This is a genomic window from Achromobacter sp. MFA1 R4 (assembly GCF_900156745.1).
Lineage (GTDB): Bacteria > Pseudomonadota > Gammaproteobacteria > Burkholderiales > Burkholderiaceae_B > Achromobacter.
The window spans coordinates 5,162,306-5,178,066 of record NZ_LT707065.1 but is presented as its reverse complement, the minus strand read 5'-3'; the positions used below and the strand labels follow the sequence as shown (position 1 = coordinate 5,178,066).

General features: G+C 63.8%; 16 protein-coding genes. 4 read left to right on the top strand and 12 right to left on the bottom strand.

Annotated elements, in window-relative coordinates; genetic code table 11:
• Positions 1 to 31 precede the first annotated feature (31 nt).
• From BXA00_RS23730 to BXA00_RS23720, 3 genes are all read left to right on the top strand, one after another.
• Positions 32 to 2,539 carry a fused MFS/spermidine synthase gene (locus BXA00_RS23730; protein WP_231952146.1) on the top strand — a complete coding sequence of 836 codons (2,508 nt, stop codon included), beginning with the start codon at positions 32 to 34 and terminating at the stop codon, positions 2,537 to 2,539.
• A 67-nt stretch (positions 2,540 to 2,606) separates the two neighbouring features.
• Positions 2,607 to 3,389: a hypothetical protein gene (locus BXA00_RS23725; protein WP_076520837.1), complete on the top strand. Its 783-nt coding sequence runs from the start codon at positions 2,607 to 2,609 to the stop codon at positions 3,387 to 3,389.
• Positions 3,390 to 3,398: 9 nt separating this feature from the next.
• Complete coding sequence (locus BXA00_RS23720; protein ID WP_076520836.1) at positions 3,399 to 4,382, top strand: hypothetical protein; 984 nt, start codon at positions 3,399 to 3,401, stop codon at positions 4,380 to 4,382.
• Between the two features lie 17 nt (positions 4,383 to 4,399).
• On the opposite strand, the gene BXA00_RS23715 is transcribed toward BXA00_RS23720, so the two are convergent.
• A complete protein-coding gene (locus BXA00_RS23715) occupies positions 4,400 to 5,380 on the bottom strand; it encodes a helix-turn-helix transcriptional regulator (RefSeq protein WP_076520835.1) in 981 nt (326 codons plus the stop codon).
• A gap of 93 nt (positions 5,381 to 5,473) precedes the next feature.
• Here BXA00_RS23715 and BXA00_RS23710 point away from each other — a divergent pair, with 93 nt between their 5' ends.
• On the top strand, positions 5,474 to 5,743 hold the full coding sequence (locus BXA00_RS23710; RefSeq protein WP_076520834.1) for an H-NS family nucleoid-associated regulatory protein: 270 nt from the start codon (positions 5,474 to 5,476) through the stop codon (positions 5,741 to 5,743).
• A gap of 385 nt (positions 5,744 to 6,128) precedes the next feature.
• On the opposite strand, the gene BXA00_RS23705 is transcribed toward BXA00_RS23710, so the two are convergent.
• From BXA00_RS23705 to BXA00_RS23655, 11 genes are all read right to left on the bottom strand, one after another.
• The gene (locus tag BXA00_RS23705; protein WP_076520833.1) at positions 6,129 to 7,121 is read right to left on the bottom strand and encodes a tripartite tricarboxylate transporter substrate binding protein; all 993 of its coding nucleotides are present in this window, start codon (positions 7,119 to 7,121) and stop codon (positions 6,129 to 6,131) included.
• Positions 7,122 to 7,205: 84 nt separating this feature from the next.
• Positions 7,206 to 8,003, bottom strand: a complete 798-nt coding sequence (gene hpaI / locus BXA00_RS23700) for a 4-hydroxy-2-oxoheptanedioate aldolase (RefSeq protein ID WP_076522092.1) — start codon at positions 8,001 to 8,003, stop codon at positions 7,206 to 7,208.
• A gap of 5 nt (positions 8,004 to 8,008) precedes the next feature.
• Positions 8,009 to 8,815, bottom strand: a complete 807-nt coding sequence (hpaH, locus tag BXA00_RS23695; RefSeq protein ID WP_076520832.1) for a 2-oxo-hept-4-ene-1,7-dioate hydratase — start codon at positions 8,813 to 8,815, stop codon at positions 8,009 to 8,011.
• A 32-nt stretch (positions 8,816 to 8,847) separates the two neighbouring features.
• The gene (locus tag BXA00_RS23690; protein ID WP_076520831.1) at positions 8,848 to 9,279 is read right to left on the bottom strand and encodes a nuclear transport factor 2 family protein; all 432 of its coding nucleotides are present in this window, start codon (positions 9,277 to 9,279) and stop codon (positions 8,848 to 8,850) included.
• Positions 9,276 to 10,520 (bottom strand): NAD(P)/FAD-dependent oxidoreductase, encoded by a 1,245-nt coding sequence (locus BXA00_RS23685; RefSeq protein WP_076520830.1) that lies wholly within the window; start codon positions 10,518 to 10,520, stop codon positions 9,276 to 9,278. The genes BXA00_RS23690 and BXA00_RS23685 overlap by 4 nt, the downstream gene beginning before the upstream one ends.
• Positions 10,517 to 10,846, bottom strand: coding sequence for a non-heme iron oxygenase ferredoxin subunit (locus BXA00_RS23680; RefSeq protein ID WP_076522091.1), 330 nt, complete (start codon positions 10,844 to 10,846; stop codon positions 10,517 to 10,519). Before BXA00_RS23680 ends, BXA00_RS23685 begins: the two co-directional genes overlap by 4 nt.
• Before the next feature lie 2 nt (positions 10,847 to 10,848).
• Positions 10,849 to 12,138 (bottom strand): aromatic ring-hydroxylating dioxygenase subunit alpha, encoded by a 1,290-nt coding sequence (locus BXA00_RS23675; protein WP_076520829.1) that lies wholly within the window; start codon positions 12,136 to 12,138, stop codon positions 10,849 to 10,851.
• A gap of 14 nt (positions 12,139 to 12,152) precedes the next feature.
• On the bottom strand, positions 12,153 to 12,644 hold the full coding sequence (locus BXA00_RS23670; RefSeq protein WP_076520828.1) for an aromatic-ring-hydroxylating dioxygenase subunit beta: 492 nt from the start codon (positions 12,642 to 12,644) through the stop codon (positions 12,153 to 12,155).
• Positions 12,645 to 12,670: 26 nt separating this feature from the next.
• Positions 12,671 to 13,771 carry a cupin domain-containing protein gene (locus BXA00_RS23665; RefSeq protein WP_076520827.1) on the bottom strand — a complete coding sequence of 367 codons (1,101 nt, stop codon included), beginning with the start codon at positions 13,769 to 13,771 and terminating at the stop codon, positions 12,671 to 12,673.
• 60 nt (positions 13,772 to 13,831) lie between these two features.
• Entirely contained in the window at positions 13,832 to 14,833 is a 1,002-nt protein-coding gene (locus BXA00_RS23660; RefSeq protein ID WP_076520826.1) for an ornithine cyclodeaminase family protein, read from the bottom strand.
• A 3-nt stretch (positions 14,834 to 14,836) separates the two neighbouring features.
• A complete protein-coding gene (locus BXA00_RS23655; RefSeq protein ID WP_076520825.1) occupies positions 14,837 to 15,685 on the bottom strand; it encodes a fumarylacetoacetate hydrolase family protein in 849 nt (282 codons plus the stop codon).
• Positions 15,686 to 15,761: the final 76 nt, after the last annotated feature.

Genomic DNA, 15,761 nt, shown 5'->3' with positions numbered 1-15,761 from the left:
TAGAGGGGTTATGAACGCTTCGGTGCGAAAGATGCCGGTCCACGCAACGGCCGGCGCGCGGGCGAGGGCGGTCGGGGGCCTGTGGGCGCCGGCGGTCCTGCTCGTCGTTTCCGGCATGGCTGCCCTGATCTTCCAGATTCTGTGGATCAAACAGCTCTCCTTGATCGTGGGCGTGGAGGTCCATGCCATCGCCCTTGCCGTCAGCGCCTTCTTTTTCGGCCTGGCCGTGGGCAGCGCCTGGCTGGGGCGCGTGGCTGACCGCAGCGCCAACCCCTTGCGGCTGTATGCGGGCATCGAACTGGGCGTGGCCTTGCTTGCCCTGGGGGTGACCTGGGCGCTCTCGCATGGCGCGGCGCAGTTTGCGCGCGCCGAACAGGCCTGGTCCTGGGGGGCCTGGCTGACGCTGCTTGCCGTGGTGGCCATCCCGCCGATGCTGATGGGCGGGACGCTGCCCGTGCTGTTGCGGGCCTGCGGCGCGGCCCAGGTCGGCAGGGCCGGCGGAATTCTGTATGCCGCCAATACCGCGGGCGCCATCGCCGGCGCGCTGCTGCCTGCCTTCGTGCTGATTCCCGCCTACGGCGTGGGGCGCACGGCGTGCGCCGCGGCCGCCTTGAATCTTGCGGCCGCGGCGGGCGCCTGGGCGCTGCAGCGCCGCGCGCCGGCCCCCGCGCCGCGCGCCCCGTCCGCCGCGCCTGCCCGGGCCTTGTCGGGCGAAGCCTGGCTGGCCATCGGGCTGTACAGCGCGGCGGGCGCCATCGCGATGGGCTATGAAGTGCTGTGGTCCCAGATGGTGGTGCCTTTCATGAGCACCCGGGCTTTCGCGTTCTCCGTGGTGCTGGCCGTCTATCTGTCCGGCCTGGCGCTGGGCGCCGCGTTATACGCGCGCTGGGAGCATCGCCTGCGCGACCCCTGGCGGGTATTTGCGCTGCTGATCGCCGGCGCGGGTCTGGTGGCGCTGTTGGAAGTGGTGCTGCTGGGCCCGTGGCTCATCGATGCCCAGTCGATGGCCGAGGCCGCGGTGCGGCAATGGAGCGACAGCGGCTTGGCCGGCATGAGCGCCCGGTTCGCGGTCGTCGCCTCCTGGGTGGTGCTGTTGCCGACCCTGCTGCTCGGCGCGGCCTTTCCGGCCGTGCTGCGCATCGCGGTTCCTGCCGACCGGCGAGGGCAGGGCGCGGGGCTGGTCCTGGCGGGAAATACGCTGGGCGGGATCGCCGGCACTTTGGTCGTGGCATTCGTCCTGTTGCCGCGCCTGGGCACGGTGCACGCGCTCGCGGTCCTGGCCGCAGCCGCCTGCGCCGTCGGCATCGCGGCGGTCTGGCGCACCGGCGCGCCGATGACCCGCGCGGTGGCGGTTGCCCTGTTTGGCGCCGTGCTGATCCTGGGTTGGGCGCTGCCGGCGGATCACCTGGCGCGGCGGCTGCCGGGGGCCAAAGACGGCAAGCTGGTCTTTTACGACGAAAGCCGGGGAGGCACGGTCGCAGTCGTGGAACGCGGCGAAGGCGAGCAGCGGTTCCGGCGGCTCTACATCCAGGGCGTTTCCAACTCCGGCGACGCCATGCCGTCGCTGCGCTATATGCGGCTGCAGGCGCTGCTGCCGCTCGTCGTCCACGCGGGCGAGCCGCGCTCCGCGCTGGTAATCGGCTATGGCACAGGCATCACGGCCGGGGCCTTGTCGCGATACCCGGGCCTGGAACGGCGCGTGGTCGCGGAATTGCTGCCCGGCGTCCTGCGGGCCGGCGCGCTGTTCAAAGGCAGCTATGACGCGGCAGCCGATCCGGGCCTGGATCGCCGTCTGCGCGACGGACGGCGCGAATTGCTCACCAGCCAGGAGCGCTATGACCTGATCACGCTTGAACCGCCGCCGCCCTCGGCCGCGGGCGTGGTCAACCTCTATTCGCAGGATTTTTATGAACTGGCGGCCACGCGCCTGAATCCTCAAGGGGTGGTTGCGCAGTGGCTGCCGCTTCCCACGCAGAACCTGGACGACACCCGGGCACTGGTGGCCAGCTTCATTGCCGTGTTTCCCCATGCCACGCTGTGGACGACAGAATTGCACGAGATGCTGCTGGTCGGCTCCCTGCAGCCAATGCCCCTGGACGCGGCGCGGATAGCAGGGCGCATGGCCGACCCGCGGCTACGCCAGGCCCTTGCGGATGTTGGCGTCGGTTCGCCCGCCGCGCTGCTGGCGACGTGGGTGACGGACAGGGAAGGTTTGGCGCGCTTTGCGGGGCAAACACCGCCCGTAACGGACGATCGTCCCGCCATCGAGTACGCCGCCTGGGTCAGGCCGCGCGAAATCGTGCATACGCTGCCCGCCTTGCTGGCGCTGCGTGGCGAACCGCCTCTGGGCGGCGGCGCCCCGGCCCTGACCGCCGACATCAAGCAGGAACGCGCCGTTCTCGATCTGTTCTATCGGAGCGCGTTGGCCGCCTACCGCGGGGACCGGCAGGAGTGGGGCCGGCATGCGGACGCGTTGGCGCAACGGGCGCGGGACAATCCCTATCTGCGCTGGTTCATGGCGGGGACCGACACCAGATGAACAATGCAAAGGGCTGGCGCCAGCAGCAACCTGCGCCGTTAACCATCACGATGCACCGGGTGACCGAATGAACTACTCGCTTCTTCTTGCCGGATTGGCAGTCGCGTTCTTCGTATTGCTGCTGGCGGCCATGCAGCTCGGGAAATGGGTGGCCGGGCGCAACGAGGAGAAGGGCGCCTCGGGCGTCTCCATCATCGAAGGCTCGGTCTTCGCGCTGCTGGGTTTGCTCGTGGCCTTTACGTTCTCGGGCGCCGCCCAGCGGATGGCCGACCGCCGCGATCTGCTGGTCCAGGAGGTCAACGCCATCGGGACGGCGTGGCTGCGCATCGACATGGTCAACGCGGCCGAGCAGCCGCGGCTGCGCGATCAATTCCGCCGCTATGTCGACGAGCGCATCAACTACTATCGCAGCGTGGCCGATGTGGAGCAGCGCGACGTCGTCGCCGGCCGCGTCGGGGCGCTGCAAAAGGAAATCTGGGGCACGTCGATGCAGGCCGCGCGCGCAAGCCTGCCGCCCTTTGCCGCGTCCTACGTCGGCGCGGTCAACGAAATGTTCGATGTCGCCACCTCCCAGACCGTGGCGCAGAAAGTGCATCCTCCCGTGGCGACCTACGCCTTCCTGGGTTTCCTGACCCTGGTGGCGGCCGGCCTGGTCGGCCTGAACCTCGGCGCTTCCAAGCGCGGGACGTTACTGCACCAGGTGGTGTACGCCGTCGTCATGACGGCGGCCCTGTACATCATCATCGATTTCGAGTTTCCCCGTATCGGCACGATACGCATCGACCAGAGCGATGCCTTGCTGCTGTCGCAGAGGCAATCCATGGTCGATCCCGACGGCGGCACGCGCTAGGAGAAGCCCATGGCCACCGGTGGCGAGCGCTTGGCGCAGCGGGCAGCCGTAGGTTTCGGGGCATGGACGCTGGCGGCGGCGTGCGGCGCGCCAGCCGCCGCCTGGGCCCAGGAGGGCGTGCGCCTGAGCAATGACGACCTGCAGAAGCGCGCCAACGGCGTGCTGGCGCTGATGTCGTTCTCCATTGTTCCCGACATCACGACCAGCTCGCTCAACATCGGCAGCGGCGGGGGCTCGACCTCGGGATCCACCCAGTTCTTCATGACGCAGCTGGGGGGAGGGGACACGATTTCCGATTCCGTACCCATCTATCTGGAAGGCGTGCTGGCCGGCAGCCGATACGATCCGACCTTCGTCGCCTCGCAGGGCGCCGAAACGCGGCGCATCCCCGCCAAATGGAACAGCGTCTCGGCCACGGGAGGTATCGGCTGGGATTTCAAGCTGACCGATGAACTCAAGCTGCGTCCCATCTTCAACATCGCGCTGGGCAATGTGACCAGCGACCTGCGCGCCGCAAGCTGGTATGTGGGGCAGCGCACCGGCAGGGATGTCGACTTCCTGGACCGGGGCTCCCTGAACGCGTATGGGCTGGGGGGTTCCATCATGCTGGATTACGAACACTACCGGCCGGGCTACGAGGTCGACGTGGAACTGCGCTATTCCGATATCCGCCTGAGCAGCTTCGACAGCTCCGCGGCGGTAAGCGGCAATGCCATCGCGCAATCCGCCAATCTATGGGCGCGCTATCGGGCGCCCACGGGCATCGTCGCGCTGCAGCGGCCGCTGCGCTACGTGCTGGAACTGACCCACTCCGAATTCCTGGGCGATCAAAAGGGAATCCTCGGGTTTGACCGCCTCACTTCCGTGGGCGCGGGCCTGGAACTGGATTCAAGCGCCTACAACCTGTTCATCACCCGCACGCGCCTGGTGGGCCGCTACGTGTTCGGCAACAACGTGTCCGGCTTCTCGGTCGGGCTGGCGGTGAGCTTCTGATGGACGGGGCTACAGAATCAGGGCCGGGGGCTCGAGCGGGCGAGGGTGGCGCTGGGCAACTCGCCGAACGTGTTGCGGTAGTACTCGGCAAAGCGCGACATGTGCCGAAAACCCCACTTCAAGGCGATGTCGGAGACCGTGGCGTCGGGGCCGCAAGTCAGCAGATCGCGCAATGCGCCGTTCAGCCGCGCCGTCATGAACCACCGCCCGGGCGGCATGCCGACGCTGCGGCGAAAAATCATCTCGAGCGAGCGCAGGGTGTAGCCGCTGCGCCGGGCCACGTCCGTCAGCGCGACGTCGGTGGCTTCGCCGGACAGGACCAGCCGTTCGCACGCAGCGATCAAATGGTAATGGCGTTGTTCCACGGCCATTTTTTCCGGCTTGCATGGCGGCGGCGCCGCGGAGAGGGCGTCCACGTAGCCTGTCAGCAACGACTCGCATACCTCTTCGGCCAGCGCCGGCGCCATGCCGCCATCGGCCTGAAGCCGCCGCGCCAGCCCCAGCGCATCGCTGGTGAGCGTGGTCAACGCCAGCCGTCCGCCCCGTCGCAGATGTATCGAATGCAGCCCATGCCTGCGCAGCCGCAAGGGCCGGCCCGTACGCGCAATCGCGATCTGCTGCATTTGTCCTTCGGGCGCCGTGAAGTTCACCCAGCGGGAATGTCCGCTGGCGTGATACAGAAGCTCGATGCCTTCCGGATAGACCTGTATCTCTTCGGAGTGGATCGCGGCCGTATTGCAGCGGGTCCATTCGCCGCCTTCCGCCATGAATCCGATGCAGATCCCGTCCGTGGGCATGGTGCCATGGGCGATCACCGGGAATTCGTAGCGGCCTGTCTCCAGCCGCACTTCGCCGAGCGTCAATCGCTGATGCTCCATTTCCGCGAGCTTGGACGAGATCAATCGGTGCTCGAAGCTGCCGCCATACACGACATCGAAAGCCTGCAAAGGCTCGAGCCCCGCATAGACGTGCTGCATGTAGACGGCTTGAATCGGCATTGCAAAAACTCCTCGGAGAATTCGCTTTTCGGATAACCCCCACAGACGGGGCGGGTTCTCTTATTGATTGCAAACTTCAGACCGGGTGAATCCATGACGCAAGACTACCGGCAGGTCAAGGAGCGCATACGCAGCCTCGAAGTCGAGGCGGAACACTTGCGCCGTCAGGCGTTGCAGCTGCTAGTGGCGGACATTCGCCAGAAAATTCGAGAATACGGAATCACGCAAGGTCAGTTGTTCGGCCCTGATCTTTCCGATCTGGTGCGGTATCGCCATCCCGAAACGGGACAGACATGGAACGGCATCGGCAGGCCGCCGAACTGGATACGAGGGCAAGACCGCAAACGTTTTCTTGTGGTCTGAGTCGTGCGGGGAGGTGCGGGCGTGCGGCGGATCCAGAAACGCGACCGATTACGGTGCCATCATGAGCCCCGTTGGGCAGATAAGTCAGTAACGGCTTGTGTCTGCTGCCTTGGCTGTACTGGGCGGCGCGCGACGTGCCAGCCGGGAGAGGCGTCTTGTCGAAGCGTTGCGGCAGGGGCGAATACCCGGTAGCTTGGCCTATCCGTTACTTTACATAATACACATTATGCGCACTAACGATAATTATCCAAACGCGCCAACATCGCGCGCTTCACATGCCATTCCTCCAGAGAAACTCGGCGTTTGGTTCACTCACGCAACGTTCTGCTTCGATACGGCGTTGACGGCGAACTGGTAGTCGCCGCCAACGCATCCGTTAAATGACTCAGTCGATCATGGCGCCGGCAGTACGAACGACCTTGCCCAATCGGTCATACTCTTCATTTGAGAACTGTTTCAGTCCTTCGCGAGACGTCGGTGCGGGCTGAGCCCCCCTAACCTCCAATTGGGATCGCACTTCGGCTTGAGACAGAATTTTGTGCACGGCGGCGTTCACACGATCCAGTACCGCAGTCGGTGTCCCTTTGGGTGCATACAGTGCGTCCCAGGCAAAGAATGAGTACCCCGGAACGCCCGCCTCGGCCACGGTAGGAATGTCAGGCACGGAGGCTACGCGTTCGCTGGTGGTGACCGCAAGCGCTCGCAAGCGATTCGCTTTAATTTGCGGTGCGACGTTTGGCATCACGTCGATCAGCAGGGAAAGCCGGCCACCCATCAGGTCGGTCATTGCCGCCGCTCCTCCCTTATAGGGAATGTGAACAATGCTTACGCCTGCCATCTGCTTAAGCTGTTCACAGGCCAGGTGCGAGGTCGTGCCGTTGCCGGCTGATCCACAGGTGAGCGAACCAGGCTTCGCACGCGCGGCGTCGAGCAGTTCTTGAAGCGAGCGGTAAGGCTCATTGGGATTGACCACGACCGCGGCGGCGATCGTGGTCAGGCGCGAAATCGGTTCGAAATCGTCACGGGAGAATCCTGTCGTCTTGTAGAGCCAGTGATTGATCGCCTGCGTGCCATTGGTAGCGTACGCCAGCGTATAGCCGTTGGGTTCCGCGCGAGACGCAGTGGCCGTCCCGATATTGCCGCCGGCACCTGGCTTGTTCTCGATCACGATGGTCTGGCCCAGTTCGCGCGCCAGCGGCTCACTGATCAGCCGCGCCAGCGTGTCTCCCCCGCCGCCCGCCGGGAACGGTACGATCAGGTTGATTGGCCGGCTGGGCCAAGAATCGCCACCGATCGCGCTGCTGACCGGTGCGGCCGATGCGATAAAGGATGCGATGCTGATGGCCCACAGGGCCCTTTTCGACTTGCCGAAACTCATATCGTTGTCTCCATAGGTTTCCGATGGCCTTATCCTGGCCTTTCGGTGTGCAGAATCCTCGGCGAAATGTCCGCCGACTCTGATTCAATAAATGCCCGCCACGCCGCTGGTGGCGGCGCGGCCATACCGCGCAGCCAAATCGGTTGCTGCCCGAGCAAGCAACGTGGCGTCCACGCCCACGGCAGTGAACAAGCTGCCGCATTCGATGTACCGTGCTGCGAGTTTCTGGTCGCTGACCAGGATGCCCGCCGCCTTGCCATGCAGCCGGATGCGCTTCAATCCGGCCTCGATAACCTCTTGCATTGCCGGATCACCAGGCCGTCCCAGATACCCATAGTCGGCCGCGAGGTCCGCCGGTCCGATGAAAACGCCGTCCACGCCGTCAACGGCACAGATTTCGTCCAGGGCCTCGATCCCGCGCCGGGTTTCGACCTGAACGAGCGTGCACATTGCGCCATTAGCCTCCTCCAGATAGGCAGGCAGTCGTTGCCAGCGCGAAGCCCGTGCCAGTGCACTCCCCACGCCCCGTATACCGGACGGCGGATACCGCATCGCCGCCACCGCCGCGGCGGCTTCATCGGCGCTCTGTATCATCGGCACCAGCAGCGTTCTCGCGCCCAAGTCGAGTAGGCGTTTGATCTCGACGGGATCATTCCAGGCTGGGCGCACCACGGGTTCCAATGGATAGGCGGCTAATGTCTGCAGCTGCGCCAGAATGCTGTCCAACGTATTGGGCGCATGTTCGCCATCGATGAGCAGCCAGTCAAAACCCGCACCCGCCACCACTTCCGCGGCATAGCCATTGGCCAGCCCCAGCCACAGACCGATTTGGGATTCGCCGCGCGCCAGCGCGGCTTTGAAAGTGTTGTTCGGTGTTTTCATGGCCATCATTTGAAGCAGCAGCTCACGGCACCCAGCGGGCCGTAGTCGACATGAAAGACATCGCCGCGTTCGGCATAGACGGGACGCGTGAAGGATCCGCTCAGCACGATCTGATCGCGCTCCAGGCCCACGTCGTGGCCGGCAAGCCTGTTGGCCAACCACACCACACCGTTCGCCGGATGGTTCAGGACGCCGGCGGCGAGGCCGGTCTCCTCAATCACGGCATTGCGCGAAAGGATGGCGCCAACCCAGCGCAGGTCGACATCATTGACGCGGACCGGACGACCACCCATCACGACCCCGGCGTTGGCGGCGTTATCGGCGATGGTGTCGAAAACTTTGCGCGGCCGATGGGATTCGGGGTCTATCTGATGAGATCGCGCATCAATGATCTCCAACGCCGGAATCACGTATCGCACCGAATCCAGCACGTCGAACAGCGTGACGTTCGGCCCCCGCAGCGGCTTGTCCAGAATGAATGCGAGTTCGACCTCCAGTCGCGGCACGATGAATCTATCACGGTCGATCACCGCCCCGTCAGCAAACAACATATCGTCGAGCAGCGCACCGAAATCGGGCTCGTCGATCTGCGACGACAATTGCATGGCACGAGAGGTAAGACCGATCTTGTGACCCACCAGTCGGCGGCCTTCGGTTAGTTTGAGTTCGACCCAACGGCGCTGAATCGCGTAACCATCCTTGATATCCATCTCGGGATGATCGAGAGATATTTGTCGGATCTGGGTGCGGGAGCGTTCCGCCTCGTGTAGGCGGCGCGCAATGGCATCAATGAGGGTGGCGTCAAGAGCCATGAATGACCTCTATTAGGAAAGGGATTCGGGTATCAGCGCGCAAGCGCCTCAGGAGGCAGGTGGCGGTGGCTTGCCCGGCTGGCGAAGCGCCAGCCTGATTCGCCATGCACAAGCTCGTCAGTGCAGAAGCGGATCGCGACCAGACGTGGTGCTGCGTCCTGCGTACCCCCGTCGGTTCGGCTCTCGTAAGCAAGCAGATAGAAGCGCACGCGCGCGCGGCCGGGATCGGTAAGCTCCGCCTGTAGGTTGGTGACGATGTGCGCCGTCTGGCGAGCGGGGTCACGTGTGGCAAGCGCCGCCGCCACTTCGTCGGGACCGGTCAGCGCGCGCCCTTGCCGGTGCCAGGTTCCATCGCTGGCCATCAGCTTGGCAACATCGCCGTGACGCCGCTGGTCCAGCGCTTCAAAGAAAATCAGCACCTGCGCAGCGGCGTCCTCGCAGCGTGGGGGGGTCTTATCGTTCATGCCGTCAACTCCGAGTTCGCGGACGACCCGGCGGGGGCTGAGGCGTCACAGGATTGGTAGCCGGCGAGCGGCGCTTGCGCGTTCTGCTCGACAGATTTTCGAGCGGCTCGGAAGTCCCGACCGGCATCGATGCCGACCGCCGCGACCGTTACGCCGCTGGTATCCACGCCGAGGTAAAGCCTGCCGCCGCCGGGCGTGGCGCGCCACAGTGTGTGCTGCGCCAGATTCGGGAAACCTGCGATCTGGATCATGTGTTCATATTGTTCGGACCAAAGCAGCGGCACCGGCATGTAAGCGACCGTCTGCCCCAGCATTGCGCGCGCTGCCGCGACGCCCTGATCCTGAGCGTTCTGCCACGACTCGAGACGCAGCCCCTGCGGCGCGCGGGGATGCGCCAGCACCGCCACATCGCCAGCCGCATAGATGTGCGGATCCGAGGTCCGGCAAGCGGCATCGACACGAACGCCCTGCCCGCAGTCCAACCCTGCCTCGCGGGCAAGCGCGTCGTTGGGTTGCATGCCCACGCCCACCAACACCAGATCGGCCACGATCACGCTGCCGTCGTCGAGGCGCACGCGAATGCCGTCGGCATCGTCGTTGAGCGCTGTCACGCCATGCCCCAGCCGTACGCGGACGCCGGCGGCCTCGTGGCGTTCAAGTAGCCACTCCGACACCGGCGACATCAGGCTGCGGCCGCAAAGGCGTGGGCTGGCCTCGATCACGGAAACCGAACAGCCCAACGAACACGCCGTAGCGGCTGTCTCCAGCCCAATCCAGCCGCCGCCTATGATTACGGTTCGCGGCGCTTGGGCGAATGCCCGCCGCAGCGCCAACGCATCGTCAAGCGTGCGCAACGTGTGCACCCGCGGGCTGTCGAGCCCCGGCAGACGCGGGCGGCAGGGACTTCCGCCGGTTGCCAGCAGCAACTTTTCATAGCTGATTTTTTGCCCGTCGCCAAACAACACGGCGCGGCTGGCCGGATCGATCTTCACGGCTTCCAGGGATGGCAGGAATTCGATCGCTCGATCCTCCATTTCGGCAAGCCCGAGAACCTCGGAATCCGCCACGCTGCTGACGCCAGTAATCAGCCCCTTCGACAAGGGTGGGCGCTCGTACGGTGCGTGTCTTTCCGCGCCGCACAGCACGATGCGGCCGGCATGCCCGCTCTCGCGCAGCGTACGCGCCGCCCACGCACCCGCCTGGCCCGCGCCAACGATCAGCATGGTGCCGGGCGCGCTCATGCCGCCTCGGACCGTAGGAACACGGTGCCGTCCTCGATCCGGACTTCATAACAGCGCAGGTCGGAGGTCACGGGCGGACACTGATGTTTGCCTGTGGCGATTTCGAACACGCCTTGGTGCAACGGGCACTCGACCGTGCCATCCTCGACCCAGCCTTCGGCCAGACTGGCATTGCCGTGCGGACACTTGTCCTGCGTCGCACAAACCTTTCCGTCCAAGTCATAGAGACAGACGGCCTCCCCTTCCAGCATCACGCGCAGGGTGTGCGTGTCCGGCGAAATATCCTTCACCAGCGCCACCGGTTTCCAAATTTCGGTATCGACCATGATCAAAACCCCATTGCCTGGCGGTAATACTGATAGAACGACCGGATGAGCACCTCGGTCACCATGTAGTCAGCGGGTTCCGTGTCCCGCCCACCCATCTCCACGATGCCGCGCGCATCGGGATAGCCGGTGACGCCAATCTGGACCTGGTTGAGCATTTCGCTGTCGTCCATCGACACGAACCCCGCCGGTCCAAGCAAATTGGCGTGTTTTAGACGCAATCGCGTCATTTCCTCATCGTCGTCTTCGTAGCCGTAATAGGTGAAGACCAGTTCGTGTTCAGTCGGGCTACGCGGTATCACGTGCCGCGTCTTGAGCGAGTTGGCCTGGATGCCGAACTGCGCAGCCGGAAACACCCACGCGCCGCCGACGCGACCCCGGTTGAACTCTTGCCTGGGCGTTACGGTTTCCAGATCGAGCAGTTCCAGGTCATTGCGGAAGCGGCTCATCTCGGAAGTCGCCTCCGTGACTTTCTTCCCTTCGTTGTGCGACACCATCACGCTGTGCGCGCCGCCGCCGGTCGGAATGCACTCGGATTTGGAATCGGCGCGCCACAGGCCGAAAGTGATATAGAACGTGTGCAGCAGCGTGGCGTGGTAGGGATCCTTGAGGTTTTCCAAGTACATCTTCCAATTGCTGGGAATCAATTGGCGGCTATACCCAAGCAATTTGAGCTTCTTTCCCGGCAGCATGTGATCAATTTCTGCCAACACCTCGGCCCCGCAGAAGTCCTCGAAGCTGGGCGCCTCATCCGAAAACGTCGCCCAGATCGATCCGCCACGATTGACGCTGCGGAGTTTCCGGATCCCGTTCTGCTTGGGATCGAAATCGCGTGGCATGCCGCCCTTGCCCATCGCGCCGCGGCGGAACGGCACGCCCTGCAGATTGCCGTTCAAGTCATAGTTCCACTGGTGGTAGGGGCATGTGAAGTCTTTCACCTTGCCGGTGTTCTGCCAGCAGATTTGCGCACCACGGTGCGCACACCGGTTTTCGAGCACAGCGATCTCGCCGCTGTCGGTGCGCACCATGATGACTGGGCTGGTGCCTATCCAGTTGCGCTTGTAGCAACCGACTTCCGGCACCTCGCACTCCAATCCAATGTAGTTCCAGGTCTTGCCGTTGAAGAAGACGTCCATCTCCTTTTGAAATACGGCAGGATCGGTGTAAACCCAGTTCGGTATGCGAGTGTGGCCTTCCTCGGGCCAGCGGCGTTCGATATGGATAGGTTGCTCGGCGATGGCCGGCGCGTGAGAGGAACAGGCCTCGGTGGGGTGGGTATGAGTGCAGGTCATGGCGGATTCCAGATTCAGACGGGAATGATGAGCGACGTACGCACGCGGTAGTTGTCGTAGACACAGTCGCGGCTGGCCAGTCGCCAGCCCGCGTCCGTTTGCCTCCAGGTGTCGAGGTAGCGGCCCACCATATTCAGGCTAGGTTCGCGATCCGAGAGCGATTCCATGATGGCGAAGTTGGCCTGAGCAACCACCCGGTCTGCATGTTGCTCCCGCACCTTCACGCCGCTGATGAAGTGGCGCAGCGAACGTGGTTCGAACATGGTCGTCTCACGTAGCGCCGTAACCCGGTCCTTCAGCATGTTCTTGTTCATGCAGTAGATCAGGCCCAACGGCAGGCCGGCGTCGTGGTTCTCGCGCGACAACACGCGATAGTGGCAATCCTCAGTAAAGAAGTCCGGCCAGGCTTCAAGTTCACCCTCGTCCAGGCACAAGGCGTAATCCTCGTAGAGATCACGCAGTTCGGCACGCAGCGCCGCTGCGGAAACGTCGTTGAGATGGGGCATATCAGTACGGATCCTTGCAGTTGATATCAGCGCGCCGCGGCGAGCTGGGCCCTGTTGCTTTCGAAGCCGCCTTGGCTCCCGAGCGCGAGAATGGGTTCTTGCATCCGCTCCTGCCAGATCAGGGACTCCATCGCGATCTGAAGTGGATGGTCCTGGACCGTGAGCGAAGATGTGGTGCTGTTTTTAGTGTGATGGGAATGCATGGCCCAGCCAGGCGCCGACAAGATCAGATCGCCGGCCTTCCAGTCGAGGCGCACTCCGTTGACCTTGCTATAGCCCTCACCGCGCAGGTAGTAGTTGATGGCGGAAGAACTGTGGCGATGCGGGACATGATGGTTGTCAGGGGGGGAACTCGAAATCGTGGCAAAGAAGCTGTGGGTGGTGCCGATGCGCCGCTCGGTGGCGGGGTTGTAGAGCACGAACAGACGGCGGCCGTTGTAACCCTTGGCGATGTCCTCTACCGACGGCAAATGCGCTGCCACGCTTGCGTAGGGCCAATGCAGTGGCTTCGACTCAAGCACGTCGATATCGATCAACCATTCATAGCCCAGCAGCCGCGCACCCTCGGTGCCAACTGGCGCGTTGAGCGCCAGGTCGCGCGCACGAGCGACTCCCGATGGTGGCCCTTCACGACGCGTGGTGTTGGCGTCGGATGGCGCCACCTCACCTTCGAATTCCTCAACGAAATGCACCTCAAGCTTCTCGAGTAGCGGCGCATTGGAGTACGACAACCGCACCCAGGGTGTCTTGCCTTCGTTTCGATAGCTATGAATCTGCATTGAGGGGGTGTTCCAGACATCCCACTTGCCGATGGAAAAGGAGCGGCCGCCAACCTTTGCCACCCCTTCCCCGCTGATACAGATCTCCAGCATGTTGGAATTCTTGCGCAGGTTCAGTGTGCTTTCTCCCGGATTCACCACGTTGATCGTGACATCGGTTCCCGGCGCCAGCCCCAAACCCGGCGCGGTCGCCTCGGGATGAACGATCAAGCTGGCGCGCCGACCGTTGGCCGGGCGCGGTGCGTCGATCAATCGCTCAATTTCCCGATCAATGTCTTCCTTGGCTATCACGACCGACGGCCACATATTCTGTTGTCGGGGCGCCGCCCCACTCACGTCCACGAACATCTCGTTCTCCTCGTCTTTCGGCAGGTTCAGTCCGCCGGATTGATTTTTGGGGGGCCGCCGTCAGCGCGCGAGCAGCAGGTTTTCGCGTGTTTGCGGAGCCAGACACTGGCCTAGGTCGCGATCACACGCGGCCTGATACACCACCCGGGCCAAAGCCAGGTCGGAGAGCCCCATTCCCATTCCTTTGAACAGGGTCATTCGTGCCTTCGCCGGACGTGGCGAGCCTGTATCGCCTGCCAGGAGATCGGACAGCACCGACACGCCCTGCCACGGGTCATCGCCTGCGCCATAGCGTTCGCGGAGTTCGCGGGAACCGCGACGCGCGTTCTCAAGATCGTCAACAACCACGAGGTCGGCAAGCTCGAAGACGTCCTGTGTGAACTCCGCCTTGGCCGGCAAAATTGCCCCCACAGCGTTAAGGTGACGGCAGTCGCGCAAGGCGGCCGCATTGACAAAGGGGTGTTCGGCGCGCGTGATCAAGGTCACGATCTCGGCGCCCGCCAGCGCGCGGTCCAAAGTGATCGCTTCCACGATGGGGAACTCGTAGCGAGCCTGCGCCTGGCGCACGAACTCAGCGCGCTTCTCCGGCGTCGGGCTGTAAACACGTATGGACTGCAGGTTGCGAACCGCGGCCAGCGCCGCGAGCTGCGTTACCGCCTGCGGGCCCGTACCGATCAGTGCCGCATGCTGAGCCGTCTCGGGCGCCAACATGCGCGTAGCCAAGCCGGTGATTGCCGCCGTCCGCAACATTCCGAGCGCACGCGCTTCGATCACGGCCAGCAAAGTGCCTCGCTCGGCATCGAACAGCGTGAACACCGAACCGCCACCTTGGCGCGTATGCACCCAACTCTTGAAACCGCAGACACCACCGGTCCCTTGCACAACTGAGCCCAAAGCATGCATGGAACTGCCGTCGCCCCAGGTGGCCAGTGCTTTGGGCACATTGCGGGCGAGGCCACGGCCCTGGAGCGCCAACGTGGCGGCCAGAGAATCGATCGCACGCGGCATGTCCAGCACGCTAACCACGTCGGCTTCGGAAAGATATCGAATCGCTTGCGTCATGGCTCAGCCCTGCTCGGTTGGTTCGTTAATCACGGGGTTCGACAGCCTGCCGACACCGGCGATATCCACTTCGAAAACGTCCCCCTCGCGCAAAAAGCGTGGCGGCTGTCGGGTGGCCCCGACGCCTTCGGGTGTTCCCGTGGCGATCACATCGCCCGCTGCAAGTGGCGTGAAGGTGCTGATGTACGCGATGAGTGTCGGGATTGAGAAGATCAGGTCGGACACTGCGCCGTCCTGCATCAGCTCGCCGTTGAGGTACGAGCGCACGCGCAACGCAGTCGGATCAGGCAGCTCGTCGGCCGTGACCAGCCACGGCCCCAACGCGCCTGACCGCTCGAAGTTTTTGCCCGGCGTAACCTGCGCGTTGTGCTTTTGAAAGTCGCGCACCGAGTTCTCGGCCATACAGGTGTAGCCAGCAACATGCTCGAGCGCGCGTTCGACGGGAATGTGGCGCCCGCCGCGGCCAATGACGACGGCCAGCTCGGCTTCGAAATCGAGCTTTTCCGAGACTCGGGGCCGCCACACGGATTGCTGGTGGCCCACCAGGGAATCGATGTATCGAGCAAAAACCGATGGGTGTTTGGGAACGTCCCGGCCCGCCTCCATCACATGGCGCCCATAGTTCAATCCCACGCAAAGTACCTTCCGCGGTGCCACAACGGGAGGCAACCATTGCAGTCCGGCTGCCTTCAGTGCGGCCCCGGGTTCCCGCGCCGCTTGCGCGAGGCTATCCGGCCCGGCAGCCAGCGCACTGCTTGCGTCAGGCCAATGCTTGGTCATGAGCCGGACATGGTCGCCCTCGCGTATACCCCATGCCGGCACGCCTGCGTGCAAGAAGCTTTGAAGCTTCATCTTGTCTCCTCCTGTCAGGCCAACGTCTCGTCCGAAAACATTGGCTGAACGCCTTTGCATGCAAAGACGTTGAAAA